The organism is Acinetobacter sp. GXMZU3951, from assembly GCF_054457875.1.
This window is the reverse complement of record NZ_JBTLFO010000010.1, coordinates 87629-114561: the sequence shown is the minus strand read 5'-3', so window position 1 is coordinate 114561 and position 26933 is coordinate 87629. Positions and strand designations below refer to the sequence as shown.

Genomic DNA, 26933 nt, shown 5'->3' with positions numbered 1-26933 from the left:
AAAAAGCCCAGATGCTAGCATCTGGGCTTGAACTGAAAGTTTAGAAGGGCTTATAAGTAACCATGTAGTTGGCGATATAAACCAGGGGTCACTCCCGTCCATTTCTTAAAGGCACGGTGGAACGTACTGGTTTCACTAAAGCCAACCTGTTGAGCAACGTCTTCTAAGGTCAGATTTGGATTGAGTAATAAATGAATGGCAGCATCACGACGCAAAGCATCTTTTACACCTTGGTAGCTTTTACCTTCAGCTGCTAAACGACGACGTAGCGTTTGTGGAGATAAATACAACATCGAAGCCACGTCATTCAAGGTTGGCATTTCTTCACCAATTTGACTCTTCAGTACTTCACGAATACGTGAAGTTAAAGAATTGGTGTTTTTAAATTTAACCAATAACTGTGCTGGTGCTGCTTTCAGGAACTCTTCGAGCGTTTCTTCATTTTGGCGAATAGGTAAATCGAGATAATCTGCCGCAAAGGTAATTTCGGTACGTGGCATGTCAAACTGCATCACGGGTGCGAAAAACAGCGCATCATATTCATCAGCATGTGCAGGACGTGGGTAACCAAAATGCACACGCTCTAATGGCAAGCGACGTTCAATCAGCCACGATGCCAAGCCATGCCAAATCATCAGCATACTTTCGGTAATGAAATGATTCGGATCCATTTCTGTTGGAATTAAAGGCACTAAACGCGCTTCATGTTTATCGCGTTCGAGCGCAACACACCATTCATCTCCAAAGAGTTTGTAGAATTGTGTCGATAATTCCAGAGCATCACCCAAGGTTTTGGCATGAATGATCAGTTGGCACATAATCGCAAAGGTACCCAAGCGACGAGGCTGGGTATCAAAGCCGATGTGTTCATCCTGAGTCACCATCCACAACATTTTCACGAAACGTGTATATTGTTCTGGTGAAATTCGAGCTTTAGGTTGGCGCAGCAGTTCTGCTTCGATGCCGACATGCGATAGCAATGTTTCGACATCCATGCCGAGGCGTTTTACGCCAGTCAAAGCCGCATTGACAAAATGGATACTGATCGTATCGCGGCTCATATTAAATCCTTCCGTCTCTTTTATATTCACTTGCGTATGACCTAAATGACGCTAAAAAAAGTTTTATAGGCAATTTACAATAGGTAAATTAGCCTTTTTACATGTTAATTTGCCGAAATGATCAAGGTAAATGGCTGAACATGACATTGTTTTGTTGATTTTATATTTCTAAGATAGATAAAAATACAACAGTTCAAGAGTAAAAAGAATATGCAACATGCTTTAAAAGGATTGAAAGTACTCGATTTTTCAACGTTATTACCTGGTCCATTTGCGACCTTATATTTGGCAGATCTAGGTGCAGAAGTGATTCATGTAGAATCACCGACTCGACCCGACCTGATCCGAATCTTTCCGCCCTATGCACATGGGCAGGCAACTGCACATTTATATCTCAATCGCAACAAGCAGTCCGTAGCCTTAGATTTAAAGGATGCACAAAACATTGCTCAGATTCATGAGCGGATTCAGGACTACGACATTGTGGTTGAGCAATTTCGTCCAGGGGTCATGCAGCGTCTAGGTTTAGACTATGCCACCTTATCAAAAATTAATCCGCGTTTGATTTATTGTTCGATTACTGGTTATGGTCAAACGGGTGACTATAAAGATAAAGCAGGGCACGATATTAACTATTTAGCGCTGTCTGGCATTGCGGGGCAAAGTGGGCGTGTACAAGGCGGACCACCACCACTGGGAATTCAAGTTGCTGATATTGCAGGTGGGTCTTTGCATGCGGTTATTGCGATTTTAAGCGCAGTGATTGAGCGTGCGCAAAGTGGGCAAGGGCAATATATTGACATTTCCATGACGGATTGTGTGGTGGCACTGAACAGTATGGCCGCCGCCGCCGCATTGGCAGGAAATACCACGCAAGCTCCAGAGTCGGGCATTTTAAATGGAGCGAGCTTTTACGATTACTATGAAACGCAAGATGGTCGCTATCTGTCTATCGGTAGTTTAGAGCCACAATTCATGTCAGGCTTAGCGCAATTGTTACAGCTTCCAATTTTGCAGGACAAAGGGGCTTCTGTCTCGAGTGAAGATCGCAAGATGGTGAAGCAGGCTTTGCAGGAAAAAATCAAAACCCAGACTTTAGCGCAATGGCAGCAGTTATTTGCAGCACAAGATGTCTGTGTAGAACCTGTTTTACAGCTGGATGAAGCCTTGCATTCTGATTTGGCACAGCAGCGTCATTGGGTGGTTCAAGTGCCATTATCTGCAGATTCAAGCGAAACCCAAGCGCAGCTTGCTTGCCCCATCAAGTTCTCTCGCTCCAGTATGCGCTATGATTTTATTGGGCAAGCTTTGGGTGTAGGCCAATGGTAGTCTGCACAAGCTAGTAATCGTTCATAAGATCAAACGCTTAACAAAAAACGACAAAAAGATAATATTTGATCATGAAAAAACTGGCGTAACCTGAATAGCAATCACAGAATTATAAATGGTTGCAGCTATGCACAAATTCCGTCGGACATGGAAATGGCTGGCGCTGTGTGTCATGGGGTGGAGCACCACTTCATCAGTACAGGCGCAATCTGCTTTTACAGCGGAAAGTCCGTGGATGTTCGGGGACTGGAATGGTTCCCGAACTGAATTGCAAGCTAAGGGTTATCGCTTTGATTTCGGCTATACAGGCGAGTTGGCGAGCCTTTTAGATGCAAAAAATCACCCTGCTGATGGGACGGAATATGCTGATCAGTTTGTCATTGGAAGTCATTTTGATTTAGAAAAAATATGGGGCTGGCAAGACACCGAAGCGCAAATTATTGTGACGGAGCGAAATGGTCATTCGCTTTCGCAAACCGCTGAGGCTCTGGCAGGGCATTTAAGTTCAACTCAAGAAGTCTGGGGACGTGGGCAAACTTGGCGACTGACGAATTTCTGGATCAAAAAGCAATTTTTAAATCAGCAACTTGATATCAAAATCGGGCGTTTTGGTGAAGGGGAGGATTTTAATAGTTTCGACTGTCGCTTTCAGAATTTGGCTTTATGTGGTTCCCAAGTGGGCAACTGGGTGGGCGACCAATGGTTTAACTGGCCAGTGAGTCAATGGGCGGCACGGCTGAAATATCAATTTTCGCCTGAGTTGTTTAGCCAGATTGGAGCCTATGAATATAATCCCGACAATTTAAAACGCAGCCAAGGCTTTAATTTGAGTATGTCGGGTGCGGATGGCGTGATTTTCCCCGTGGAATTGGTTTGGCAACCGCAGATCGGTACGCAGGCAAAAGCAGGTGAATACCGATGGGGTTATTATTACAGTACCGCAGACGCTACCGAAATTCAGAATCCGACTGAAACATCGCATAAACAAGGGCTTTGGTTGGTCGCCAAACAGCAATTACTGCAACATGATCAAGAGCCGCATCGTGGCTTGACGGGCTTTTTGAACCTCACTTTGCATGATGATAAGACCAATCGCGTAGACAATATGCAAAATATTGGTTTGATTTATACTGGGCTATTTCAACAACGTCCGCAAGATGAAATGGCATTGGGCTTTGCCCGCATTCATATGAATAATGACTTCAACACTGGACAAGACGAAGAATACAACACGGAATTTTACTATGGCTTACAAGCGACTCATTGGCTCATGATCCGTCCAAATCTTCAATATATAAGGCATGTAGGTGCCTATAAGAATGGCGAAAATGTCTGGGTTGGAGGCGTTAAGTTTCAAACAGCATTCTAGATGTCTGATCCATGTCGAATATCTAGATCGGACGAACATGGATTTGAACCGTATAAGAAACCAAAACACTAGGCACGCTATGATGTAACACATTATAGAAGAAGCCATGAATAATAAAAACATGAGGTGAAGAGAATGAGTAACCCATCCAGTACTATGCGAACGTTGACCGTAATTGTGATGTTCTTGATTGCGCTCTATCTCTTGATTGGCGGAATTTGGCTCATTTTATTAGGGGGTTCTATTTATTATGTGATTGCTGCCTGCTTGTTGTTGGCATCGGCACTTCTACTCAAGCGAAATCAAGCATCATCATTATGGCTCTACAGTTTTCTGATGCTGGCGACCATCTTGTGGAGTCTGTGGGAGGCTGGAACCGATTTTTGGGCACTGGCACCGCGTCTGGATATTTTGGGGATACTTGGCTTATGGCTGCTTATTCCTGCAGTGACTCGAAACATGAATTCGGTACAGGGCAGTAAAGTTGCCCTTTCAGGAACATTACTGATTGCAATAGTGGTTATGGTCTATGCGATTTTTAATGACCCGCAAGAAGTGAATGGGGTGATTCAGCAGCCACAGCCAAAAACGGCACAAGCTGTGGATGGGATCGCAGAGCAAGATTGGCCTGCCTATGGGCGGACTCAAGCAGGGGTACGTTATTCTCCGTTGACTCAGATTAATGATCAAAATGTCAAAGATCTTAAAGTGGCTTGGACATTTCGTACCGGAGATGTCAAAACAGATCAAGATTCAGGAGAAACCACCAATCAGGTAACCCCGATTAAAGTCGGGAATAATCTCTTTTTGTGTACCACGCACCAATGGTTAATTGCCTTAGATCCTGTCACTGGGACAGAAAAATGGCGCTTTGATCCCAAGTTAAAAGCGGATCATACTTTTCAGCATCTAACCTGTCGTGGAGTCATGTATTACGATGCCAGTAACACGGCTGAGTTTGCGACCAGCTTACAGCAACGCAGCAGCGTATCGGCTGAATGTCCTCGAAAAGTGATTGTCCCTGTCAATGATGGACGCTTAGTGGCAGTGAATGCGGATACAGGTAAAGCCTGTTCAGATTTCGGGGTCAAGGGTGAGGTCGATCTACAAAAATTTATGCCTTATGCCTATCCAGGTGGCTATAACCCAACATCTCCAGGCATTATTTCAGGAACTACTGTAGTGATTGCGGGTTCCGTGACCGATAACTATTCCTCTAAAGAGCCTTCTGGGGTGATTCGTGGCTATGATGTGAATACGGGGGAATTGCTCTGGGTCTTTGATACCGGCGCTCAAAATCCGAATGCCATGCCCAATGAAAATACTACGTTTGTGCATAACTCGCCCAATGCATGGGCCCCTTTAGCGTATGATGCCAAACTCGATATTGTCTATGTACCAACAGGAGTGGGAACACCTGATATCTGGGGTGGAGACCGCACTGAGCTCAAAGAGCGTTATGCCAATTCCATGTTGGCGATAAATGCGAGTACAGGCAAATTGGTTTGGCATTTCCAGACCACGCATCATGATCTGTGGGATATGGATGTTCCAGCGCAACCTTCCTTGGCCGATATTCAGGATGCGACAGGTCAAACCGTTCCAGCGATTTATGTATTAACCAAAACCGGTAATGTATTTGTGCTGGATCGACGCACCGGCAAAGCGATCGTGCCAATCAACGAGCGGGCAGTGCCACAAAGGGTGAAACGTGGACCGCAAACGCAAGGTGAGCATTATTCAGCAACGCAGCCTTTTTCCGATCTAAATCTGGCACCGCAAGAAAAATTAAAAGATAAAGACATGTGGGGCGCGACCATGTTTGATCAACTGATCTGCCGTGTTGCATTTCACCGTCTGAATTATGATGGCATTTATACCCCGCCGTCTGAAAATGGCACTTTAGTCTTTCCTGGCAATTTAGGCGTTTTTGAATGGGGCGGCATGTCGGTCAATACCGATCGTCAGGTGGCAGTCATGAATCCGATTGGCTTGCCATTTGTGAGTCGCTTAATTCCAGCCGACCCGAACCGTCAGGAAACCGCCAAAGGTGCAGGCACTGAACAGGGCATTCAACCGATGTATGGTGTGCCATATGGTGTTGAAATCAGCGCGTTCTTATCGCCACTGGGTTTACCGTGTAAGCAGCCTGCATGGGGCTATGTGGCAGGGGTAGATTTAAAAACCCATCAAGTGGTCTGGAAAAAACGCATTGGCACCATCCGCGACAGTCTGCCGCAATTGTTTCAGTTACCACCGTTAAAAATTGGTGTACCCGGACTCGGCGGTCCTATTTCTACTGCGGGCAATGTCATGTTTGTTGCGGCTACACAAGACAATTATCTGCGTGCTTTTAATGTCAGCAATGGTGAGCAGTTGTGGGAAGGACGGTTACCTGCAGGTGGACAAGCTACCCCCATGACCTATGAGGCGAATGGTAAACAGTATGTCGTCATTATGGCGGGTGGTCATGGCTCTTTTGGTACCAAAATGGGCGATTCTGTCGTGGCTTATGCATTACCGTAAAAGATCTCTGTTTAAACACAAAAGCCTGATGCGTCAGGCTTTTGCTGTTAAAAAGCAATTGAAAAGGATTGCCTCATGCCGTCGAGTACCTTTTAACGATTGTAGTCGTATGACGATAAAATCAATACATGCATTTTGAATGTGATAAATCATTGATCCTGCAGTTCGGTTTGAGATTGTCTTGTCGCCTGTACATAGGTTGAGCCTTGATCACCAGCAAAAATAGGATTTCTATTTCACCTTAAGGATGTTTTTGAGGTAAAACTCCGTAAACAGTCAGGCCAGCACTGAGGGGAATTTGATTGATTGGACTATGGGCATAAATTTTAAAAGTGATCAACGAAGATGGGTGTGATTCCGTGATTGCCAAATCTCATTTTAGCGGAAAGAGGAGCTGCAACAGCAATAAAATATGAGCTTGGAGAGAGTGGCGGTGAGTTAGATTAATATTGCATAAGCATCTAATCAAAAAGAATAAAAGCTAAAAAAAGTTCAAGGATTTGGCGAAAATGTCACGAATATTTATCTTTATCAATAAAACCGCTATGAAATATGTAAAAAACGCATTTTGTTGATAGTTTAAATGTCGTTATGCTGTCAGTCGTTATAATTAAACTACTAGCTGTACGCCATGTATTTATATACTGATTTTGATCAGCAACTGATCAATGAACGTGTTGCACAGTTCCGTGATCAAACGGAACGTTATTTAGCAGGTAAACTCACTGAAGATGAATACCGCCCGCTACGTCTTCAAAATGGTTTATACGTACAACGCTATGCGCCAATGTTACGTATTGCCGTTCCTTATGGTTTGATGAGTTCAACCCAGTTACGCAAGGTTGCGGAATTGGCGAAAGAATATGACCGTGGCTATGCCCATGTGTCAACACGTCAAAACATTCAGTTTAACTGGCCAGCGCTTGAAAACGTGCCTGATATGCTTGCCGAATTGGCAACAGTACAGATGCACGCGATTCAAACATCAGGTAACTGTATCCGTAACACCACCACCGACCAATATGCAGGCGTAGTTGCGGGTGAAATTGCTGACCCGCGTCCAACGTGTGAATTGATCCGTCAGTGGTCAACCTTCCATCCTGAATTCGCTTTCTTGCCACGTAAATTCAAAATTGCCGTGTCAGCTTTAGAAGAAGTAGATCGTGCTGCAACCTCTTTCCACGATATCGGTGTGTATATCGTGAAAAATGCAGCAGGTGAAATCGGCTATAAAATCAAAGTGGGTGGTGGTTTAGGTCGTACCCCAATTATTGGTTCAATCATCAAAGAATGGTTACCCCGTGAAGATTTGATTGCTTATCTTGAAGCGGTACTTCGTGTCTATAACCTACATGGTCGCCGTGACAATAAATATAAAGCACGTATCAAAATTTTAGTGAAAGCACTCACACCAGCCGTGTTTGCAGAAAAAGTGGAAGCAGAATTTGCTCACACGATTAAAACACTGAAAGTGGATGCTGAAACTTTAGCGAAACTCGATGAAGAATTTACGCCATTTGCTTACCAACAATTGGCAGATGAGGACTTCTCGGCATTATTTGCAGAATATCCTAAGTTCAAACAATGGTTTAACATCAATACCAATGCACATAAAGTGGCGGGTTACCGTGTTGTAACCATTTCATTGAAACGCGCAGGTATTGCACCGGGTGATGTGACCACTGCGGAAATGAATTTGATTGCAGATCTTGCAGACAAATATACTTTCGGTGAATTACGCACCACCCATGAACAAAACATTTCTTTGGTGGATGTCCCACAGAAAGACCTGTTCGAATTATGGCAAACCCTTGAACAGCATGACTTGGCGCGTGCGCACATTGGCTTTATTACCGATATTATCTGCTGCCCAGGCGGTGATTTCTGTTCATTGGCCAATGCGAAATCAATTCCAATTTCGGAAGCGATTTCACGTCGTTTTGATGATCTAGATACGGTTTACAATCTTGGTCATATTGATTTGAACATTTCAGGCTGTATGAATGCTTGTGGTCATCACCATGTCGGCAATATCGGTATTTTAGGTGTGGATAAAAAAGGTGCAGAATTCTACCAAATTACTTTGGGCGGGAATGCAGACCATGATGCTTCCATTGGTGACATCTTAGGGCCATCATTTGCGGCTGAAGCTGTGCCGGACATCATTGAAGAAATTCTGAATACTTATCTTGATTTGCGTCAAGAGGGTGAAGAGTTCATTGAAACTTATCGCCGTGTTGGCATTCAACCATTTAAGGAGCGTGCTTATGCTTAATACCGCACTACAAGTGCTCTCTAAAGATGGCACAATTGCAGACAATAGCTACCAGTTGATTGGTGAAGATGCTGTATTACCACAAGGTGATGTGGTGCTGACTGTTGATCAATTGGATCAACTGGCTAACATTACAGGTAAAAAAGCCTTACTCATTACGGTAGATGCTTCTCCTGAAGTCAATGAATTTCCGCTAGATCAGTTAGATGCGATCTTTATCGATTTCGCAGGTTTTAACGATGGTCGTGGCTATTCATTTGCAGCATTGTTACGTCGTCAGGGTTTCCAAGGTGAATTGCGAGCGACAGGTGATGTGTTTAAGGATGTCTTAAACTATATGAAGCGTTCTGGTTTCGATACTTTTGTAATTAAAGAAGGTAAAGATGTTCAGGAAGCGGCAGCTGGTTTAGCTGACTTTACCAATCCTTATCAAGCCTCGACTGCAGTTGCTCAAGCAAGTTATCAAACTGGAGCTTAATCAGCTTTTCAGTGGGAAAAGCCAGATTTAATCTGGCTTTTTTTATTAGTAAATTCATCAACTTATGAGGGTGTATAGCGCTATATCTCTACAAGTTGACAGTTCACCATCCATTTCACGCCAAATTGATCGGTAAAAGCACCATACAAGGCGCCCCAAAAGGTTTTCTCTAAAGGCATTTCAATCTGACCATTGACTGAGAGTGCGTCAAATAAGCGTTGAGCTTCTTCTTGTTCATTTTGTTCAAGATTAATCGAAATATAGTGATTAGTTCCTTGAATAAATACCGCATTCGGCGCACAAAGCCGCTCTGACGTATCGGATGCCATGAGCACGGTAAAATCATTGATCGGTAATGAAACATGCAGGATCAAGTTTTTATCTGCTTCTGATAAGGTCACGCCTTCACTGGGTGGCATATCTCCATAACGACTCAGCATGGAAAACTCACCACCAAAGACAGATTTGTAAAAATTAAAAGCGGCTTCGGCTTGACCTTGGAAATTGAGATAATGATTTAGATGCATTTTATTGTTCCATTTTTATTTTTGAGTATTTTAATTTAGCAGGCTATTCAACCAATAATGAAAAAAAATGTAAGCATAAAAAAATCTCCCGTTTGGGAGATTTTTTTAACACCATCTTTTATAACTTAGAGCAGTTCGATTGCAACAGCAGTTGCTTCACCGCCACCGATACAGAGTGCGGCAATACCTTTTTTGCCACCAGTACGTTTTAAGGCATGAATCAGGGTCAGGATAATACGAGAACCTGTTGAACCTACAGGGTGTCCAAGTGCACATGCGCCACCATTGATGTTCACTTTAGCCGGATCAAGTTTAAAGTCATCCATTGGGCACATGGTGACCATAGCAAAGGCTTCATTGATTTCCCAAAGGTCAACTTCTTGTGCATCCCAACCGGTCTTTTTCAAAACTTTCTCAATCGCACCAACTGGCGCAATGGTGAACTCAGAAGGGTGTTGCGAGTTAGATGCATATGCCATGATTTTAGCCAATGGCTGTAAACCTTTAGCGGCTGCATTATCGGCAGAAGTTAATACTAAAGCTGAGGCACCATCAGAAATGGAGCTGGCATTGGCTGCGGTAATCGTGCCATCTTTGGCAAATGCAGGGCGTAAAGTCGGAATTTTATCGATATTGGCATTGAACGGCTGTTCGTCTTTATCAATAACGACATCGCCCTTACGTGTAGAGACCGTCACAGGAACGATTTCATCAGCAAAATAGCCTTCTTGAACTGCCGTTTGTGCACGTTGTAAAGAACGAATTGCGAATTCATCCATTTGATCACGAGTATAGCCGCGCGTGTTGGCCATATCTTGCGCAAAAGAACCCATTAAGCGGCCTGTTTCAGCATCTTCTAAACCATCAAGGAACATATGATCTTTTACATCGCCATGCCCCATACGGTAACCCGCACGTGCTTTGGTGAGAATGTATGGTGCATTGGTCATAGATTCCATACCGCCTGCAACTACAATTTCAGCCGAACCTGCTTTAATCATGTCGGCAGCTTGCATCACGGCTTTCATGCCTGAACCACATAATTTGTTGATGGTAACTGCACCTGTTGAATCAGGTAGTCCTGCTTTACGCATGGCTTGACGTGCTGGACCTTGTTTTAAACCCGCAGGTAAAACACAGCCCATAATGACTTCTTCTACATCGCTTGGTTGTAGACCTGCACGTGCGATGGCCTCTTTAATTGAAGCTGCACCGAGTTCAGGGGCGGTTAATCCTGAAAGACTGCCTTGAAATCCGCCCATAGCGGTGCGTGCACCATTTACAATCACGATATCCGTCATTGATATAACTCCGAATGAATATAATCAGTTTTTGTTCAATCTATAGCAGTATATTGAAAACAATAAATCAGATGTTGTATTTGCTGTAGACTGGGCGGTTCTCAACAATTTGCAAGATTTTCACTGCGGACATGTCCCATTTTATTAAGAATAATTTTCATATGATCATGGGTTTGAGATGAACAATAATAAAAACTACCATTCGATCCGATAGGAAGTCCGTGCTCGGAGAGAAAATTCAAGCTAGAAAAATTTAAGGTGCCACGCCAATTTAAACTGCCGTAATGTAAATGGGTATTTTCACTGTTAATCAGCATCTCTTGGCTGTCTATTTGTCGGTTTTTATTGGAATCTAGAAATACGATAAAACCATGTTGCCACATTGAGTTTTTACAGGTTCTATTGTCTTCTGTGGAACATATCACGACATTTGTGTGATGGATGAGCGCATGCTGTTTAGCAATTTGGACATTGTTGATAATTTGTCGATAGATTGCACGACGTTCTTGTTGTGCTCTTATCTCATGGTAATAAGGCACAGCTAACGTAAAGAGTATTGACAATACTAATAATGTAATGGCAAGTTCTACTAACGTAAAAGCCAAATTTTTATAGAGGTGCATATAAAACAACCTAAGTATCTGTATTTTTTAGTTTAATAATGAATATTAATGCATTGTTTTTTATTCATTTTATAATGAAAAAAGTGTTTCTCTAACAACATGAAAATGCTATAGTGAAGCGCAAGTGACAATAAGCTATTCTTAAAAAGAAAGAGATTATAAATTTACTGAACTACAACTGAAATTGTAAGTAATTTTGTCAATAATTTACTTGATTAAAATTATCAAACACTTGGACAAACGAACTCAGTGTTTGTATTATTCAAGGTGAGTAGCTTAAAAATAAAACTGGGGTATTTAAAAAAGCCTATCTCAGGATAGCAAAAATTTTAGGCTTAGCTTGAACAACAATTGTTTATCTCTGGAGGATAAATCCATGAAAATGAGTCGTATTGCTTTAGCGATGCTCGTTGCTGCACCATTAGCTGCTGCTAATGCAGGTGTAACCATTACTCCTTTAATGCTTGGTTATACTTGGCAGGATTCTGAGCATAATAATGACAAACTAACTAGCCATGCTGAATTACAAGACGATATGTTCGTTGGTGCAGCACTTGGTGTTGAATTGACTCCATGGTTAGGTTTTGAAGCTGAATATAACCAAGTAAAAGGTGACCTTGATGGTACTCCTGTAGCTGGTGCTGAATACAAGCAACGTACAGTTGCTGGTAATTTCTATGCAACTTCTGATTTGTTCACTAAAAACTACGACAGCAAAATCAAGCCGTACGTACTTTTAGGTGCTGGTCAAACTAAAACTGATTTCGATGGTATCTACGAAGATAAAGAAGATACGATTGGTAATGCTGGTTTAGGTGCTTTCTGGCGCTTAAATGATGCTTTATCTCTTCGTACTGAAGCTCGTGGTACTTATGATTTTGATGAAAAGTTCTGGAACTACACAGCTTTAGCTGGTCTTAACGTTGTTCTTGGTGGTCACTTAAAACCTGCTGCGCCTGTAGTAGAAGTTGAGCCAGTTGCTCCAGTTGAGCCAGTTCCTGAGCAATTGACTGAAGATCTTAACATGGAACTTCGTGTGTTCTTTGATACGAACAAGTCAAACATCAAAGATCAATACAAGCCAGAAATTGCTAAAGTTGCTGAGAAGTTAGTTGAATATCCAAACGCTACTGCTCGCATCGAAGGTCACACAGATAACACTGGTCCACGTGCATTGAACGAACGTTTATCTTTAGCTCGTGCTAACTCTGTTAAGACTGCACTTGTAAATGAATACAACGTTGACGCATCTCGTTTGTCAACTCAAGGTTTCGCTTGGGATCAACCGATTGCTGACAACAAAACTAAAGAAGGTCGTGCTATGAACCGTCGTGTATTCGCGACAATCACTGGTAGCCGTACTGTTACAGTACAACCTGGTCAAGCTCAATAATTCATTATTGAATTTGATTTAAAAAAGCAGCCTTAAGGCTGCTTTTTTTATGAGGTATTTTCTTTAGTATCAATTGTTTTTATGTAGATTGATAAAAAAAAGCGAGCTAAATGCTCGCTTTTTTTATCTTGATTTGCTCAGCATGCTTATTGACCATCAAAAGTGATATGCGAGCTGGCATTCATTAAACGATCTGCACCTTCTTCAGAAAGTTTGATTTGTAGACGCAAGTCGTTTGGTGAATCGGCATGTTTTAATGCATCTTTATAGGTAATTTGCTTAGCTTTGTATAAATCATATAGCGCTTGGTCAAAGGTTTGCATGCCAAGCTCACGGGAACGTTTCATTAGATCCTTAATTTCATGGATATCACCCTTACGAATGAGATCAGAAATTAAAGGGGAGTTAATGAGAATTTCAATTGCGGCACGACGTGAATTTCCATCAATGGTTGGAATCAGTTGCTGCGCCACCATGGCTTTTAGGTTTAAAGATAGGTCCATAAATAACTGGCCGTGACGATCAGCTTCGAAGAAGTGAATAATCCGGTCAATCGCTTGGTTTGCGTTGTTGGCATGGAGCGTTGCAAAAACTAAATGACCTGTTTCTGCAAAGGCTATCGCGTAATCCATGGTTTCACGCGAACGAATCTCACCAATTAAAATGACATCGGGGGCTTGACGTAAAGTATTCTTTAAAGCAACTTCAAAAGAATCGGTATCGATACCCACTTCGCGTTGGGTAATAATACAACCAGCATGTTCATGAATAAATTCAATTGGGTCTTCAATGGTAATGATATGACCTTGAGAGTTCTGGTTGCGATAGCCAATAATAGATGCCAGAGAAGTCGATTTACCAGTACCTGTTGCACCAACGAAGATAATAATTCCACGCTTGGTCATGGCTAAATCTTTTAGTACAGCAGGAAGTTTGAGCTCATCCATGGTTGGGATTTTGGTTTCAATACGACGTAGCACCATGCCAGGCTGATCACGTTGTTGAAATGCACTGACACGGAATCGTGCTGTTTTTTCTCGGTTCATGATTGCAAAGTTGCATTCGCGGGTGTCTGCGAACTCTTTTCTTTGCTTTTCGCTCATGATCGAGTTGAGAAGTTGCCCAACAATTTCACCTGTTAACTTGGTTTTTGCTACAGGCACAATTTGTCCATTGATCTTCATCGATGGTTCAACTTCAGCCGTGACAAAAAGATCTGAGGCTTTCTGTTGAATCATTAAATTTAATAAGTCATTAAAATCCATAACCGTTTTCCTAATTCCGTTTCAGTATTCTTATAAGAATGATTCTGGTTGTTTTGCGACAGTACGAGCTGTTTGCGGACTAATTACACCTTTCGAAACAAGGGTCTTTAAGCTTTGATCAAGTGTGGTCATACCATAGTTTGCACCTGTTTGGATGGCAGAGTACATTTGAGCAACTTTGTTTTCACGAATTAAGTTACGAATAGCAGGAATACCAATCATGATTTCATGTGCGGCAACACGACCGCCACCGTTTTTCTTTAATAAAGTTTGTGAAATCACCGCTTGTAGCGATTCGGATAACATGGCACGAACCATGTCTTTTTCTTCGGCAGGAAAGACGTCAATTACACGGTCAATGGTTTTTGCAGCAGATGTGGTATGTAATGTACCGAAAACCAAGTGACCTGTTTCTGCAGCAGTTAAAGCCAAGCGGATGGTTTCAAGGTCACGCATCTCACCGACCAAGATAATATCAGGGTCTTCACGTAAGGCCGAGCGTAATGCTTCATTAAAGCCATGCGTATCACGATGTACTTCTCGCTGGTTGATGAGGCATTTTTTGGATTGGTGTACAAATTCGATTGGGTCTTCGACTGTTAAAATATGATCGTAGCGACGATCGTTAATATAGTCGAGCATGGCTGCGAGTGTGGTTGATTTACCTGAACCTGTAGGACCTGTTACCAAAACAATGCCACGAGGGTAGTCACAAATTTCTTTAAAGATATTGCCAAGACCCAAGTCATCCATGGTTAATACTTTGGATGGAATGGTACGGAATACGGCACCTGCACCGCGGTTCTGGTTAAAGGCATTGACACGGAAACGCGCCACACCTGGGACTTCAAAGGAAAAGTCAGTTTCAAGCTGTTCTTCATAATCACGACGTTGTTTGTCATTCATGATGTCGTACACCAATTTGTGTACTTCTTTGTGTTCCAGTGCTGGTAAATTAATACGACGAACTTCACCGTCGACGCGAATCATTGGTGGCATGCCCGCAGATAAGTGTAAGTCTGAAGCCCCGTTTTTTGCAGAAAATGCCAATAATTCTGTAATGTCCATAAGTTCCCCGAGATCATATAAATCTTAATTATTTTGATAGAATAATAAGGCTTTCCTGCCGCGTAACCAACAGTTAGAGTGGCTTGAACGTAAAAAAAGATGAATGAAATGAGAATATCGTCAATGAATAGTTTGAAAGAGTCGCGAAATCAAGTTTTAGAGAACATTAAGGCAGCCTGTGAAAGTGCGAAACGAGATGCTGCAACAGTAGAGTTACTTGCGGTTTCTAAAACTCATCCAAGCGAAGCATTGCGCGAAATGTATGCCGCGGGGCAGCATGCATTTGGTGAAAACTATTTGCAAGAAGCCTTGGATAAGATGGAGGCTTTAAAAGATTTAGAGATTGAGTGGCATTTTATCGGGCATGTGCAACGGAATAAGACCAAACATTTGGCAGAAAAATTTGCTTGGGTGCATGGGGTTGATCGCTTGATTATTGCTGAGCGTTTATCCAGTCAACGTTCAGCGACACAGCGGGCTTTAAATATTTGCCTACAGGTAAATATTGATGCTCAAGATACAAAAGATGGGTGTCAGCCAGATCAGGTTGCTGAGTTGGTTCGTGAAATCAGCCAACTTCCACATTTAAAACTTCGTGGAATTATGGTGATTCCTGCACTGAATAATAACGACGCGTTCATGGCGGCAAGAAAGCTGTTTAATCAAGTCAAAGAATGCCATGCTCATCCAGAAGATTGGGATACCTTAAGCATGGGTATGTCAGGGGATCTTAATGCTGCAATTGCCGCAGGCTCAACCATAGTACGGATAGGTACAGCACTCTTTGGAGCACGAGATTATGCTCAAACTAAATCCTAGATGTAATTTGTAGCTTTTGGCTGACACGATTTAGGTCTTTTTACCTCTAGGTTGGAGAGGTGAATATGCATATGATGAACTCATCAGGAACAGGATGTTTCATTAGAATAACAATAACAGTGAAGAATGGATGCAAACGGTACGACAGGAGTTATACCTTCGCAAGATCTAAAAAAGCCTCGACAGGATGTCGGGGCTTTTTAGTGATTTGATCGGCCATTTTAATACGCTTGGCTAAATACAGGAGTACTAAACGAGCCATAACAGGTTGTCGGTTGGGAATTTATTTTTTAGCTTAACTTTAAATTCACCCATAAAAAACAGCCCGAAGGCTGTTTTTTAATAGGGAAATTATTCGCGGTCTAGATTCATTGGGTTAACATCCATGTCTTGGTAGGAAATCAACTTGGTTTTGTATTTCCATTTATAACCAAGCCAAATCACCAAGAATAAGAAAATACCGATATACGTTGATAGAACGGATAACCACTCACCCGCAAGTACCGCTTGGTAATTCTGACCGAGGACAACAATTGAGCACAGGATAAAGGCGAACCATGGTGCAAAGGGGAAGAATTTTGCACGATAAGCTAAATCTTCAATTTTATGTCCTTGAGCAATATATCCTTTACGGAAGCGATAGTGTGAAACAGCAATTCCCAGCCAAACGATAAAACCACACATCCCTGACATGTTGAGTAACCAGTTGAATACTTGTTCTTCACCAATAAAAGTGGTTAAGAAGCACAGTGCAGCAATTACTGTTGTTGCATAAAGTGCATTCATTGGTACGCCACGCGGATCAAGTTTACCAAACAGCTTAGGCGCGCTACCGTTCTGTGCCATGTTAAACAGCATACGGGTTGAGGTATACATACCTGAGTTGCCTGCTGAAAGAATTGCAGTCAAAATCACGGCATTCATTGCACTCGCAGCGAAGGCAAAACCCGCTTTTTCGTAGAGTAAGGTGAAAGGGGATAAAGCAATATTTTCAGACGAAGCCGCTTGTAAAAGCATTGGGTCATCGTATGAAATTAGAGTGCCGATGATGAAAATACACACGATATAAAATAACAAGATACGCCAGAAAATTTGTTTAATGGCAATCGGAATGGTTTTTTGAGGATCTTTAGATTCTCCTGCGGCAACCCCGACCATTTCTGTGCCTTGAAATGAGAAGCCCGCAATCATGGCTACACCAATGAGTGCGGATAGGCCACCAACAAAAGGCGCTTCACCCTTGGTCCAGTTTGCAAATGTTGAGGCACCTGAAGTCATCATGATTTTGGCAATTGTGAAGATACCAATAATGATGAACACAATAATCGCAAGGACTTTGACCAATGAGAAGAAGAACTCGCTTTCACCAAAGCCTTTCACTGTCAGCGCATTGATCCCAAAGACAACAGCTAGGAACAGTGCACTCCAGTAAAAGCCGGGGATATCTGGAAACCAGAATTTCATGATGAATTGGACGGCAACCAATTCAAATGCAACCGTAATTGCCCAGTTGTACCAATAGTTCCAACCAAGGGCAAAACCAAAACCGCCTTCAACATATTTAGTGCCATAAGTAAAAAAAGCACCTGAAGTTGGGTTATGGGTTGCAAGTTCGCCTAGGCTGGTCATAAGAAAGTAGATCATCACGCCAATTAAGCAATAGGCGAGCAATGCACCGCCAGGACCTGCATTTGCAATGGTCGCACCTGAGGCAAGGAATAAACCTGTACCAATAGAACCACCAATGGCGATCATATTCAGATGACGAGCTCCAAGCTTACGCTTGAGTTGAGCTGGTTGAGTCGTTTCGCTCATCGTTATTCCTTAAGATTTCTTTTGCGTGCTTGCAAACAGCACTTTAAAGCCTTGTTGATCGGCTTTGGTTGTACATTGACCAAAACTTTGCTCAATAAGTAATGGATAATTTAAAAAGCGATTGGCAACAATCCACAATTCGCCATCTGATTTCAGATGACGGCGAGAGGTTTTGCATAAATTTTCGCTGGCATTGTAATCTGTATGAATGCCTTGATGGAATGGGGGATTGCTGACGATTGCGTGTAAAAACAGTGGTGCATCTTCAATGCCGCGTACTGCTTTAATCTCAAGTTGTTCTGGTAAAAGATTATTTTTTTCAAAAGTCATTTTTGTAGACGCAAGTGCAAAGGCATCAACATCTAAAGCAAAAATGCGATTTTTCGGATTTAACTTGGCTAAATAGGCACTGATAACGCCTGCACCACAACCAAAGTCTGCAATTTTTCCCGACGTGACTTCCGATAGATATGGGAGTAAAACGGCTGTACCGACATCTAAGCGGTTCTGGCTAAACACACCTGGTAACGCGCTAATTTGTAACTCACCTTTCGGAGTTTGCACGGTGTAGTGTTGTGCCCAGTCAGCTAAAGGTTTTGCGGTTACGGTCTTTTCGGTGACCAGTTGCCACATTTGACAATGTCGGGCGCTATCTAATTTGAGGCTTTTACCAAAAGGTTGTAGCTGCTTGGCAGCACGTTCCACGCCCCCTTTTTTTTCACCAACTAAAAAGATAGAAGAACCCACCGCCATACGACTGACCAGTTGGTGTAGCACATAGTTAAGTAGTTCTTTTGATTTTGGAACAAAAACAATGGCTTGTTCAAAGCTGACCTCTGGCAAATCTGTGCCAAAATGTACAGAGCTTTGTTGAGCCTCAAAATATTGTAATTCGTTAAAATTCCATGTCCAAAAATGGGGATTAACCGTCCCTACGAGTTCTGAACTTAATGCATCACAAGGCGCATTGACCAACAGAATTGAGCCGGAAAGAAACGCGTGCTGACGAAGAACAACTTCACTTCGTGGATCCATCTTATTTACTCCATAGTAAAAACGATGCCCAGACAATGCTGGGCAAGGTGCATACAGAAATGAAAATTTATTTCTTCGTTTCAGGAAGCACAATATTTAAAATCAGTGCGGCAATACCACCGGTCGCAACACCCGAACTAAAAATGTTACGGAACAATTCTGGTAGATGTTCCAAAATTTGCGGTACTTGTGCAACACCCAGTCCGAGTGCCAGTGAAATGGCAATAATGAGTAGGGCACGACGGTCAAGGTGAACCCCAGACAGAATATTAATGCCAGATGCCGCAACCGCACCGAACATCACCATTACAGCACCACCTAATACCGCTTGCGGAACCGCTTGAATTACACCTGCAACAGCGGGTAATAAACCTAAAATCACTAACATTGCAGCAATCCAGATTCCGACATAACGGCTTGCAACACCAGTCAGCTGAATTACCCCATTGTTTTGTGCAAACACCGAGCTAGGGAAGGTATTGAAAATACCAGCAAGAAATGAGTTTGCCCCATTCACCAAGACCCCGCCTTTAATACGTTCCATCCAAGTGGCACCATCCACAGGCTGGTTGGAAAGTTTTGAAGTCGCGGTAATATCACCAATAGCTTCCAAAGACGTCACTAAATAGATGAAGGCCATTGGAATAAACAGGCTCCAAGAGAAGCTCAGGCCAAAGTGCATCGGTGTTGGAACTTGCACTAATGGCGCATCTTTTAAACCGGAAAAATCCAGATGTCCCATAAAGCCAGCAAGAATATAGCCCACGACCAAGGCAATTAAGATCGCTGAGCTTTTTACCCAAGTAATACGAATACGGTTGAGCAAGATAATTAAACCCAATACCGTACATGACATAATTAAGTTGTCTGTGTTGGCAAAGGTATTGTTTGACATGGCTTGATAGCCACCACCCATGCTAATTAAGCCTTCTTTAATCAAAGTTAGACCAATCAACAGCACCACAATGCCTGTTACCAATGGGGTAATTAACATTTTGATCCAAGGTAAAATCCTTGAAACGCCCATTTCAATAAATGAACCTGCAATCACCACGCCAAAAATGGCCGCCATAACAGACTCTACAGGAGTACCCGCAGCCACCATGGCAGAGCCAATCCCGATGATAGGTCCAATAAAGTTAAAACTGGTGCCTTGCACAATGAGTAAGCCTGCACCAAAAGGTCCAACTTTTTTACATTGTAAGAAGGTCGCAATCCCTGAAATCACCAAAGACATGGATAAAATCATGTTGGTGTCTTGTTTGGACACCCCTAAAGCTAAACAGATCAGTAAGCCGGGTGTAACAATTGGGACAATGATTGCGAGTAGGTGTTGAAAGGCAGCAAGGAAAGCAATAAAGGGTTGCGGGCGGTCATTCAAACCATAAACCAAATCAAGCTGATCTGGTTGATTGGGAGAGAGATTTTGATCAGACATATGTCAAAAGGCGTTAGCAAGATGGCGCTATTCTAATCGAGATACACAGCTTTACAAAACAAAATGCCGACTGCTTGTGAAAAAAAATGAGCTTGTCAATAAACTGTCACTACTAAAATCTATAATTTTTCTGTATAATTTGCCCTCAAGTTTTAGGCTTATCGAATTCTATGTCAGATATCAAAAATCTCCGCAATATTGCAATTATTGCCCACGTCGACCACGGTAAAACCACACTTGTCGATAAATTACTTCAACAATCAGGTGCTCTTGGTGATCGCGCAGGTGAGATTGAGCGTGTCATGGATTCGGGAGCTATTGAAAGTGAACGTGGTATTACCATTCTTGCAAAAAACACTGCAATCAAATGGTTAGATGAACGTACCAATACAGAATACCGTATTAACATCGTCGACACCCCGGGACACGCCGACTTCGGTGGTGAAGTTGAACGTGTAATGTCGATGGTTGACTGTGTATTGCTTCTTGTAGACTCTCAAGAAGGTCCAATGCCACAAACTCGTTTCGTAACGCAAAAAGCGTTCGCGCGTGGTTTGAAACCAATCGTGATTATCAACAAAGTAGACAAGCCAAGCGCGCGTCCAGACTGGGTTATTGACCAAGTATTTGACTTGTTTGACAACTTAGGTGGTACTGACGAACAGCTAGACTTCCCAGTTGTTTATGCATCTGGTCTACGTGGTGTTGCTGGTCCTTCTCCAGAAGAATTGGCTGAAGACATGACGCCATTGTTCCAAACAATCGTTGATATTGTTGAACCACCAGCAGTTGATGTTGATGGTCCATTCCAAATGCAGATCTCTTCACTTGACTATAACAGCTTCGTTGGTGTTATCGGTGTTGGTCGTATTCAACGTGGTTCAGTAAAATTAAATACACCTGTAACTGTGATTGATAAAGACGGTAAGACACGTAACGGCCGTATCTTAAAAATCATGGGTTACCATGGTCTAGAGCGTATTGATGTTGAATCTGCTCAAGCAGGCGATATCGTATGTATTACAGGTATTGATGAACTTCATATTTCTGACACGATTTGTGATCCGAAAAATGTTGAAGCTTTACCGCCATTGTCTGTAGATGAACCTACCGTGACAATGACTTTCCAAGTAAACAACTCACCGTTTGCAGGTAAAGAAGGTAAATTCGTTACTTCACGTAACATCCGTGAGCGTTTAGACCGTGAATTAATTCACAACGTAGCATTACGTGTAGAAGACACTGACAGTCCAGACCGTTTTAAAGTATCTGGTCGTGGTGAACTTCACCTTTCAGTTTTAATTGAAAACATGCGTCGTGAAGGTTTCGAAATGGGCGTATCTCGTCCACAAGTAATCTTGAAAGAAGTTGACGGTGAAAAGCAAGAACCATACGAAAACGTAACATTTGACGTTGAAGAACAGCACCAAGGCGCTGTAATGGAACAAATGGGTAGCCGTAAAGGTGAAATGACCAATATGGAAGTTGACGGTAAAGGCCGTATCCGTATTGAAGCAACTGTACCTTCACGTGGCTTAATTGGTTTCCGTTCTGAATTCTTGACCATGACTTCTGGTACAGGGATCATGACTTCAAGCTTCTCTCACTACGGTCCAATGAAACAAGGTACTGTTGCGAAGCGTCAAAACGGTGTATTGATTTCTATGGTTCAAGGTACTTGCCTTGGCTATGCACTGTTCAGCTTACAAGACCGTGGTCGTCTATTCGCTAAACCACAGTTAGAAGTTTACGAAGGTATGATCGTAGGGATTAACTCTCGTTCAGACGATATGGTGGTTAACCCAACTAAAGCGAAACAGTTAACAAACGTACGTGCTTCTGGTACTGATGATGCGTTGACTCTTGTTCCTGCGGTTGAATACACGCTTGAACAAGCGCTTGAATTCATTGAAGATGATGAATTAGTTGAAGTAACACCTAAATCAATCCGTATCCGTAAGCGCTGGTTGACTGAAAACGAACGTAAGCGTAACAAGTAAGTTATTCTTATCTTTGGATGATAAAAGTCGCTAAATTTATTTAGCGGCTTTTTTTTGTATAAGTTATTCTAAAAAACATTCGAAAAAGCAAAAAAACCAAGTAAATTAGAAGGAAATACATATACATAATGTATACTTCGTCACATAAATGCAAGTCAAAGAAGAACTGGAGATTTAAATGAGTATTGTACAAGAGTTTCGCGAATTTGCAGTTAAAGGCAACATGATTGACCTCGCTGTGGGGGTCATTATTGGTGGGGCATTCGGTAAAATTGTCGATTCATTGGTCAAAGATATTATTATGCCTTTAATCACGGTCATTACAGGTGGCGGGGTCGATTTCACGCAGAAATTCATTGTCTTAGGGGATAATCCGAACAATTTACAATCTTTGGATGAATTGACCAAAGCTGGTGTGAATGTACTGACTTATGGTAATTTTTTAACGGTTGCGATTAATTTCATTATTCTGGCGTGGGTGGTGTTTTTAATGGTGAAAATGTTGAATCGTATGCGCCGTAAACAAGAAGCGGCTGCGGCTGAACCAGCCCCAACGCCTGAAGATATTCAATTGTTACGTGAAATTCGTGATCAGTTGAAAAATAAATCTTAATTTAAAAAAAAGATAAAACGGCATGTCAGTTGCCGTTTTTTTATGCCCGAGAATTGATTGAAAGGGCTTTTTTTTGTGCAATTTTCCCATTAAGATGCGCGCAGTTTCAGTTGAGCGATGAATGTTAGATGAATCGATTATTTGTCTATGGGACTTTACGCCCGAATCATGAAAATGCCCATATCCTAGAGCGAATTGGTGAAGGAACATGGCAAAAAGGCTATGTGAATGGCGTGGTACATATTTTGGATTGGGGACCCGATCAAGGTTTGCCTGCGATTGTTCTTGATCAAAATGCACCTAAAGTGGAAGGTTATTTCTTTAGTACTGAGAAGCTGACTGAACACTGGGCAGATTTGGATGATTTTGAAGGCATGCAATACCAGCGTGTCCCTGTACAGGTTGAACTTGAGTCGGGTGAGCAGACTGCGGCCTGGATTTACCAGATGAAAGCGGCATAATCGATGCTTTGAGAAGTGCCTAATCATCAATCAGGCACTTCTGGTTAGCATCTTAAAATGCCATACGGAATTTAATCTCTACCAAATGAAAACCGAACTGACTTTTAATTGGGCCATGCAATACATGTTCAGCAGCACTAAATACCAATTTATCAATCACAGGCACTAACTGTCCTTTTTTGACTTCGCCCAATTCTCCACCGCGTTTAGCCGAGTTACAGGTTGAATATTGTTTTGCAATTTTGGCAAAATCTGCACCATCTAAAATTTTCTTTTTTAACTGGTCGGCTAAGTCTTTATCTTTGACCAGAATATGTCGAACAATGGCTGTTTTCATTTGATCTTACCTCGCTTGATCGCTGTAGTTATCGGTTTCAAGGGTTGGCATTGAGGGCAGAAGACACTGGCACGTTGTCCCAGTTTCAAATTTTCCAATGTGGTTTCACAGTTCACACACATTTCGCCTGCGCGTCCATAGGCCAGCAAGGTCTGCTGGAAATAACCATTTTCCCCCATGGCATTACTATAATCCCGTAGGGTTGAACCCCCCAGTTGAATGGCTTGTTGTAAAATCCGCTTAATTTCAACCACCAATTGCTGAATTTGCCTTGTGGTTAAGCTAGAGGCCTGTTGTGCAGGATGGATCCCTAAATTGAACAGGCTCTCGGTCGCATAAATATTGCCCACACCAACCACAACATGATTATCCATTACTGCAACTTTTATGCCGACCTGTTTGTTTTTCAGTTTTTGCATTAAATATTCAGCATTAAACGCATCACTTAAGGGTTCAGGTCCTAAAGGGGCAAGCAGTTTTGCTTCAGTTTCAGTATCCCACCACAAGATGCAGCCGAAGCGACGCGGGTCATGATAGCGTAATTGCATATCATCAAATTGAATAATCAAATGATCATGCTTGCGTTGATCTTCTGTTGCTTCACAGAGCCGGAAACTTCCCGACATGCCTAAATGCCACAACATTCGATCTTGTTCAAATTCTGCCAGAATATATTTTGAGCGTCGGGTTAATTTCAGCAGCTTTTGCCCTTGCAGGCGTTGAATGTCGGCAGGAATAGGCCAACGTAAGCGAGACTCATGCACGGTAACGGCTTGGACAGTTTGCCCAATTAAAGGCTGTAGGCTGGTTTTGGTGGTTTCGACTTCAGGTAATTCGGGCATGGGCTTTAAAACAACAGATCAAAGACAACTAGGCTAATATCGGGCTGATTAGCAAGGATTGCAAGTGTTTTAAAGCCAACTGTGCTGTCGAATGACAGCAGTTCGCCAAGAATATATAAAAAGAATATTTGCAGCTGGGCTTTAATCTGTATAACGTGAGAAGTCACGGAAATTTTATGGATGAAGCAGCAGATGTCCCGTTTATTTCAGCCGATTGAGTTTGGTTCTTTAGCCCTAAAAAATCGCATTGTGATTGCCCCGATGTGCCAATATTCGGCTAACGAGCAGGGTGAATTAAGTTATTGGCACGAACAGCAATGGGCAAACTATGCCTTGTCGGGTGCTGGGCTGTGTATTGTCGAGGCCACTGCGGTGCAGGCAGAAGGGCGCATTAGCTTTGCGGATTTGGGTCTCTGGAACGATCAGCAACGCGATCACATGCAGCAACTGTTGCAGAAAGTGCGTAGTCTGTCGCCTATGCCTTTTGCTATTCAGTTGGCTCATGCGGGGCGTAAAGCATCGACGGACAAGCCTTGGTTAGGTCGTGGTCAAATTCCGCCAGCACACGTGCATGGCTGGCAAACTGTTTCGGCCAGTGACGTTGCATTTAATCCGCAAGATATTGCTCCACATGCCTTATCCATTTCAGAGTTAAAACAGGTTCAACAGGACTTTGCGAATGCCGCCAAACGAGCGGTTGCAGCAGGATTTGATTTAATTGAGTTGCATGCAGCACATGGATATTTGTTGCATCAATTCCTGTCGCCATTGGCGAATCAGCGTCAGGACGAATATGGCGGAGAATTTGAAAATCGTATCCGTATGACGCTAGAAACCTTACAAGCCATGCTGGATAGCGTTCCACAGGGTTATCCAATTGGTGTGCGACTTTCTGCTCAAGACTGGTTTGATGGCGGTTGGACGCTGGCAGAAACGGTTGAACTGTCTAAACGCCTAGAACAATTAGGAGCCGTGTATATTCACGTTTCCAGTGGTGGACTGCACGTCGAGCAAGCCATACAAATTGGTGCAAATTATCAAGTTCCTTTTGCCCAAGCCGTTAAGCAGGCGGTAGATATTCCCGTGATTGCAGTCGGTTTGATTACCGAGGCACAGCAGGCTGAGCAGGTCTTGCAACATGAACAGGCCGATGCGATTGGATTGGCACGAGCCATGCTGTATGACCCGCGTTGGCCTTGGCATGCTGCGGCAGAACTGGGTGAAACATTGGAAATTGCACCGCAATATTTGCGTTGTCAGCCTCATCAACTGAAGCAATTGTTTAAACCTTTTGCGAATTAAGCGGGCTTAGCATAAAACCGACCAATCGCATGTAGATCCATATAGAAAGGAATGAGGACGTGATTTTTAGGCAGCAACCATGCGGAGCAAATGTATGGTTTTGAGTATTATTTTACCTATTCTCTTGCTGGTGTTGTTCGGGTTTGCCTGTGTTAAGGGGGGATTGATTCTGCCCGACCAGATCAAAGCCCTAAGTGCCTTTGTGATTAAAGTGTCCTTACCTGCATTTTTATTACATGCGTTGGCGAGTCGCAATCTGCAGGAAATTTGGCATCCCAGTTATTTTATTGCTTATGGTGGTGGTTCTTTACTGCTATTCATTGTTGCTTTTGCCGTGTATCGCCATTATTTTCAGCATCGCTTAACGGCTTCTGCAGTCATGGCGATGGGGGCGTCCATGTCGAATACTGGCTTTATTGGGACTGCAATTTTAACCATGTTGATTGGGCAACACGCGGCCATTTATATTTCTCTGACTTTGATTATCGAAAATCTGGTGATTGTTGCCTTGGTGCTGCTGATTGCAGAGGCTGGCTTGCAGCAGGGAAGTGTAAAGCAGGTGGCTGGCTCTACACTGATCAATTTACTGAAAAATCCTGTTATTTTAGCGATCATTTTGGGCATGGGCTGCGTGCTGCTTGAACTCCGCTTGCCGAATGCCCTCAATCAGATTTTAGAGATGTTGGGGAAAACGGCCTCTCCGATTGCCCTGTTTGTGATTGGTGGTAGTCTGGTCGGAATAGGCTTAAAAGCCGTCGATCTTCAAAGCCTTCTTTTAGTGTTGTTCAAAATTGTTTTGATGCCGCTGACCATATTTGGATTGTTGTCGGTGTTGCCGAATGTAAGTCGGGAAATGCTATATGCGGGCACGTTACTGGCAGCATTACCAATGCCGATCGCCTTTGGGATTTTTGGACAAACCTATGGGTTGAATGAAAAAGCACTGACACCGTTAATGCTGAGCACCCTGTGTGGCTTTGCGGTGATTAGTGCGCTGATTGCATTTTGGTGGTATTAAAATAGCATCCTTAAATGCTAAAAAATCACACTCAGCAA

At 42.8% G+C, this 26933-nt stretch carries 23 protein-coding genes; 12 read left to right on the top strand and 11 right to left on the bottom strand.

The genetic code is table 11. The features are described from left to right. Positions 1-50: 50 nt before the first annotated feature. Complete coding sequence (locus tag ACX17N_RS14530; protein ID WP_241626900.1) at positions 51-1061, bottom strand: AraC family transcriptional regulator; 1011 nt, start codon at positions 1059-1061, stop codon at positions 51-53. A gap of 210 nt (positions 1062-1271) precedes the next feature. Between ACX17N_RS14530 and ACX17N_RS14525 the strand changes: the two genes are divergently transcribed. The 5 genes from ACX17N_RS14525 to ACX17N_RS14505 all read left to right on the top strand — a co-directional run bounded on the left by ACX17N_RS14525 (position 1272) and on the right by ACX17N_RS14505 (position 9038). After that, a complete protein-coding gene (locus ACX17N_RS14525; protein ID WP_458893280.1) occupies positions 1272-2390 on the top strand; it encodes a CaiB/BaiF CoA transferase family protein in 1119 nt (372 codons plus the stop codon). Positions 2391-2562: 172 nt separating this feature from the next. After that, the gene (locus ACX17N_RS14520; protein WP_458893311.1) at positions 2563-3759 is read left to right on the top strand and encodes a carbohydrate porin; all 1197 of its coding nucleotides are present in this window, start codon (positions 2563-2565) and stop codon (positions 3757-3759) included. 135 nt (positions 3760-3894) lie between these two features. After that, positions 3895-6285: a glucose/quinate/shikimate family membrane-bound PQQ-dependent dehydrogenase gene (locus ACX17N_RS14515; protein ID WP_458893279.1), complete on the top strand. Its 2391-nt coding sequence runs from the start codon at positions 3895-3897 to the stop codon at positions 6283-6285. A gap of 631 nt (positions 6286-6916) precedes the next feature. Continuing rightward, complete coding sequence (locus ACX17N_RS14510; RefSeq protein ID WP_458893278.1) at positions 6917-8560, top strand: nitrite/sulfite reductase; 1644 nt, start codon at positions 6917-6919, stop codon at positions 8558-8560. Beyond that, positions 8553-9038: a DUF934 domain-containing protein gene (locus ACX17N_RS14505; protein ID WP_458893277.1), complete on the top strand. Its 486-nt coding sequence runs from the start codon at positions 8553-8555 to the stop codon at positions 9036-9038. The genes ACX17N_RS14510 and ACX17N_RS14505 overlap by 8 nt, the downstream gene beginning before the upstream one ends. 80 nt (positions 9039-9118) lie before the next feature. On the opposite strand, the gene ACX17N_RS14500 is transcribed toward ACX17N_RS14505, so the two are convergent. The 3 genes from ACX17N_RS14500 to ACX17N_RS14490 form a co-directional block, all read right to left on the bottom strand. Further along, the gene (locus ACX17N_RS14500) at positions 9119-9565 is read right to left on the bottom strand and encodes a VOC family protein (RefSeq protein WP_458893276.1); all 447 of its coding nucleotides are present in this window, start codon (positions 9563-9565) and stop codon (positions 9119-9121) included. Positions 9566-9690: 125 nt separating this feature from the next. Continuing rightward, positions 9691-10866 (bottom strand): thiolase family protein, encoded by a 1176-nt coding sequence (locus ACX17N_RS14495; protein WP_458893275.1) that lies wholly within the window; start codon positions 10864-10866, stop codon positions 9691-9693. A gap of 101 nt (positions 10867-10967) precedes the next feature. Further along, entirely contained in the window at positions 10968-11489 is a 522-nt protein-coding gene (locus ACX17N_RS14490; protein ID WP_458893274.1) for a GspH/FimT family pseudopilin, read from the bottom strand. A 376-nt stretch (positions 11490-11865) separates the two neighbouring features. Here ACX17N_RS14490 and omp38 point away from each other — a divergent pair, with 376 nt between their 5' ends. Further along, positions 11866-12882 (top strand): outer membrane protein Omp38, encoded by a 1017-nt coding sequence (omp38, locus tag ACX17N_RS14485; protein WP_458893273.1) that lies wholly within the window; start codon positions 11866-11868, stop codon positions 12880-12882. A gap of 146 nt (positions 12883-13028) precedes the next feature. Here omp38 and ACX17N_RS14480 read toward each other — a convergent pair whose 3' ends face one another. Together ACX17N_RS14480 and ACX17N_RS14475 are read right to left on the bottom strand one after the other, a co-directional pair. Beyond that, the gene (locus ACX17N_RS14480; protein WP_458893272.1) at positions 13029-14147 is read right to left on the bottom strand and encodes a PilT/PilU family type 4a pilus ATPase; all 1119 of its coding nucleotides are present in this window, start codon (positions 14145-14147) and stop codon (positions 13029-13031) included. A 30-nt stretch (positions 14148-14177) separates the two neighbouring features. Next, on the bottom strand, positions 14178-15215 hold the full coding sequence (locus ACX17N_RS14475) for a type IV pilus twitching motility protein PilT (protein ID WP_100242154.1): 1038 nt from the start codon (positions 15213-15215) through the stop codon (positions 14178-14180). A gap of 123 nt (positions 15216-15338) precedes the next feature. On the opposite strand from ACX17N_RS14475, the gene ACX17N_RS14470 reads away from it, so the two are divergent. After that, on the top strand, positions 15339-16034 hold the full coding sequence (locus ACX17N_RS14470) for a YggS family pyridoxal phosphate-dependent enzyme (protein ID WP_458893271.1): 696 nt from the start codon (positions 15339-15341) through the stop codon (positions 16032-16034). A gap of 351 nt (positions 16035-16385) precedes the next feature. On the opposite strand, the gene ACX17N_RS14465 is transcribed toward ACX17N_RS14470, so the two are convergent. From ACX17N_RS14465 to ACX17N_RS14455, 3 genes are all read right to left on the bottom strand, one after another. Continuing rightward, entirely contained in the window at positions 16386-17849 is a 1464-nt protein-coding gene (locus ACX17N_RS14465; RefSeq protein WP_458893270.1) for an amino acid permease, read from the bottom strand. 9 nt (positions 17850-17858) lie between these two features. After that, positions 17859-18884 (bottom strand): methyltransferase, encoded by a 1026-nt coding sequence (locus ACX17N_RS14460; protein WP_458893269.1) that lies wholly within the window; start codon positions 18882-18884, stop codon positions 17859-17861. A 67-nt stretch (positions 18885-18951) separates the two neighbouring features. Continuing rightward, on the bottom strand, positions 18952-20322 hold the full coding sequence (locus ACX17N_RS14455; protein WP_458893268.1) for a uracil-xanthine permease family protein: 1371 nt from the start codon (positions 20320-20322) through the stop codon (positions 18952-18954). Positions 20323-20492: 170 nt separating this feature from the next. Between ACX17N_RS14455 and typA the strand changes: the two genes are divergently transcribed. The 3 genes from typA (at position 20493) to ACX17N_RS14440 (ending at position 23396) form a co-directional block, all read left to right on the top strand. Then, a complete protein-coding gene (gene typA, locus ACX17N_RS14450; protein ID WP_458893267.1) occupies positions 20493-22322 on the top strand; it encodes a translational GTPase TypA in 1830 nt (609 codons plus the stop codon). A 178-nt stretch (positions 22323-22500) separates the two neighbouring features. Next, positions 22501-22935: a large conductance mechanosensitive channel protein MscL gene (gene mscL, locus ACX17N_RS14445; protein WP_458893266.1), complete on the top strand. Its 435-nt coding sequence runs from the start codon at positions 22501-22503 to the stop codon at positions 22933-22935. Between the two features lie 128 nt (positions 22936-23063). Continuing rightward, on the top strand, positions 23064-23396 hold the full coding sequence (locus tag ACX17N_RS14440; RefSeq protein WP_458893265.1) for a gamma-glutamylcyclotransferase family protein: 333 nt from the start codon (positions 23064-23066) through the stop codon (positions 23394-23396). 52 nt (positions 23397-23448) lie between these two features. Here ACX17N_RS14440 and ACX17N_RS14435 read toward each other — a convergent pair whose 3' ends face one another. Together ACX17N_RS14435 and mutM are read right to left on the bottom strand one after the other, a co-directional pair. After that, entirely contained in the window at positions 23449-23733 is a 285-nt protein-coding gene (locus ACX17N_RS14435) for a peptidylprolyl isomerase (protein ID WP_458893264.1), read from the bottom strand. Next, on the bottom strand, positions 23730-24575 hold the full coding sequence (gene mutM, locus ACX17N_RS14430) for a bifunctional DNA-formamidopyrimidine glycosylase/DNA-(apurinic or apyrimidinic site) lyase (protein ID WP_458893263.1): 846 nt from the start codon (positions 24573-24575) through the stop codon (positions 23730-23732). The genes ACX17N_RS14435 and mutM overlap by 4 nt, the downstream gene beginning before the upstream one ends. A 192-nt stretch (positions 24576-24767) precedes the next feature. Between mutM and ACX17N_RS14425 the strand changes: the two genes are divergently transcribed. Beyond that, positions 24768-25877, top strand: coding sequence for an NADH:flavin oxidoreductase/NADH oxidase (locus tag ACX17N_RS14425; protein WP_458893262.1), 1110 nt, complete (start codon positions 24768-24770; stop codon positions 25875-25877). Between the two features lie 94 nt (positions 25878-25971). Continuing rightward, entirely contained in the window at positions 25972-26895 is a 924-nt protein-coding gene (locus ACX17N_RS14420) for an AEC family transporter (protein WP_458893261.1), read from the top strand. Positions 26896-26933: the final 38 nt, after the last annotated feature.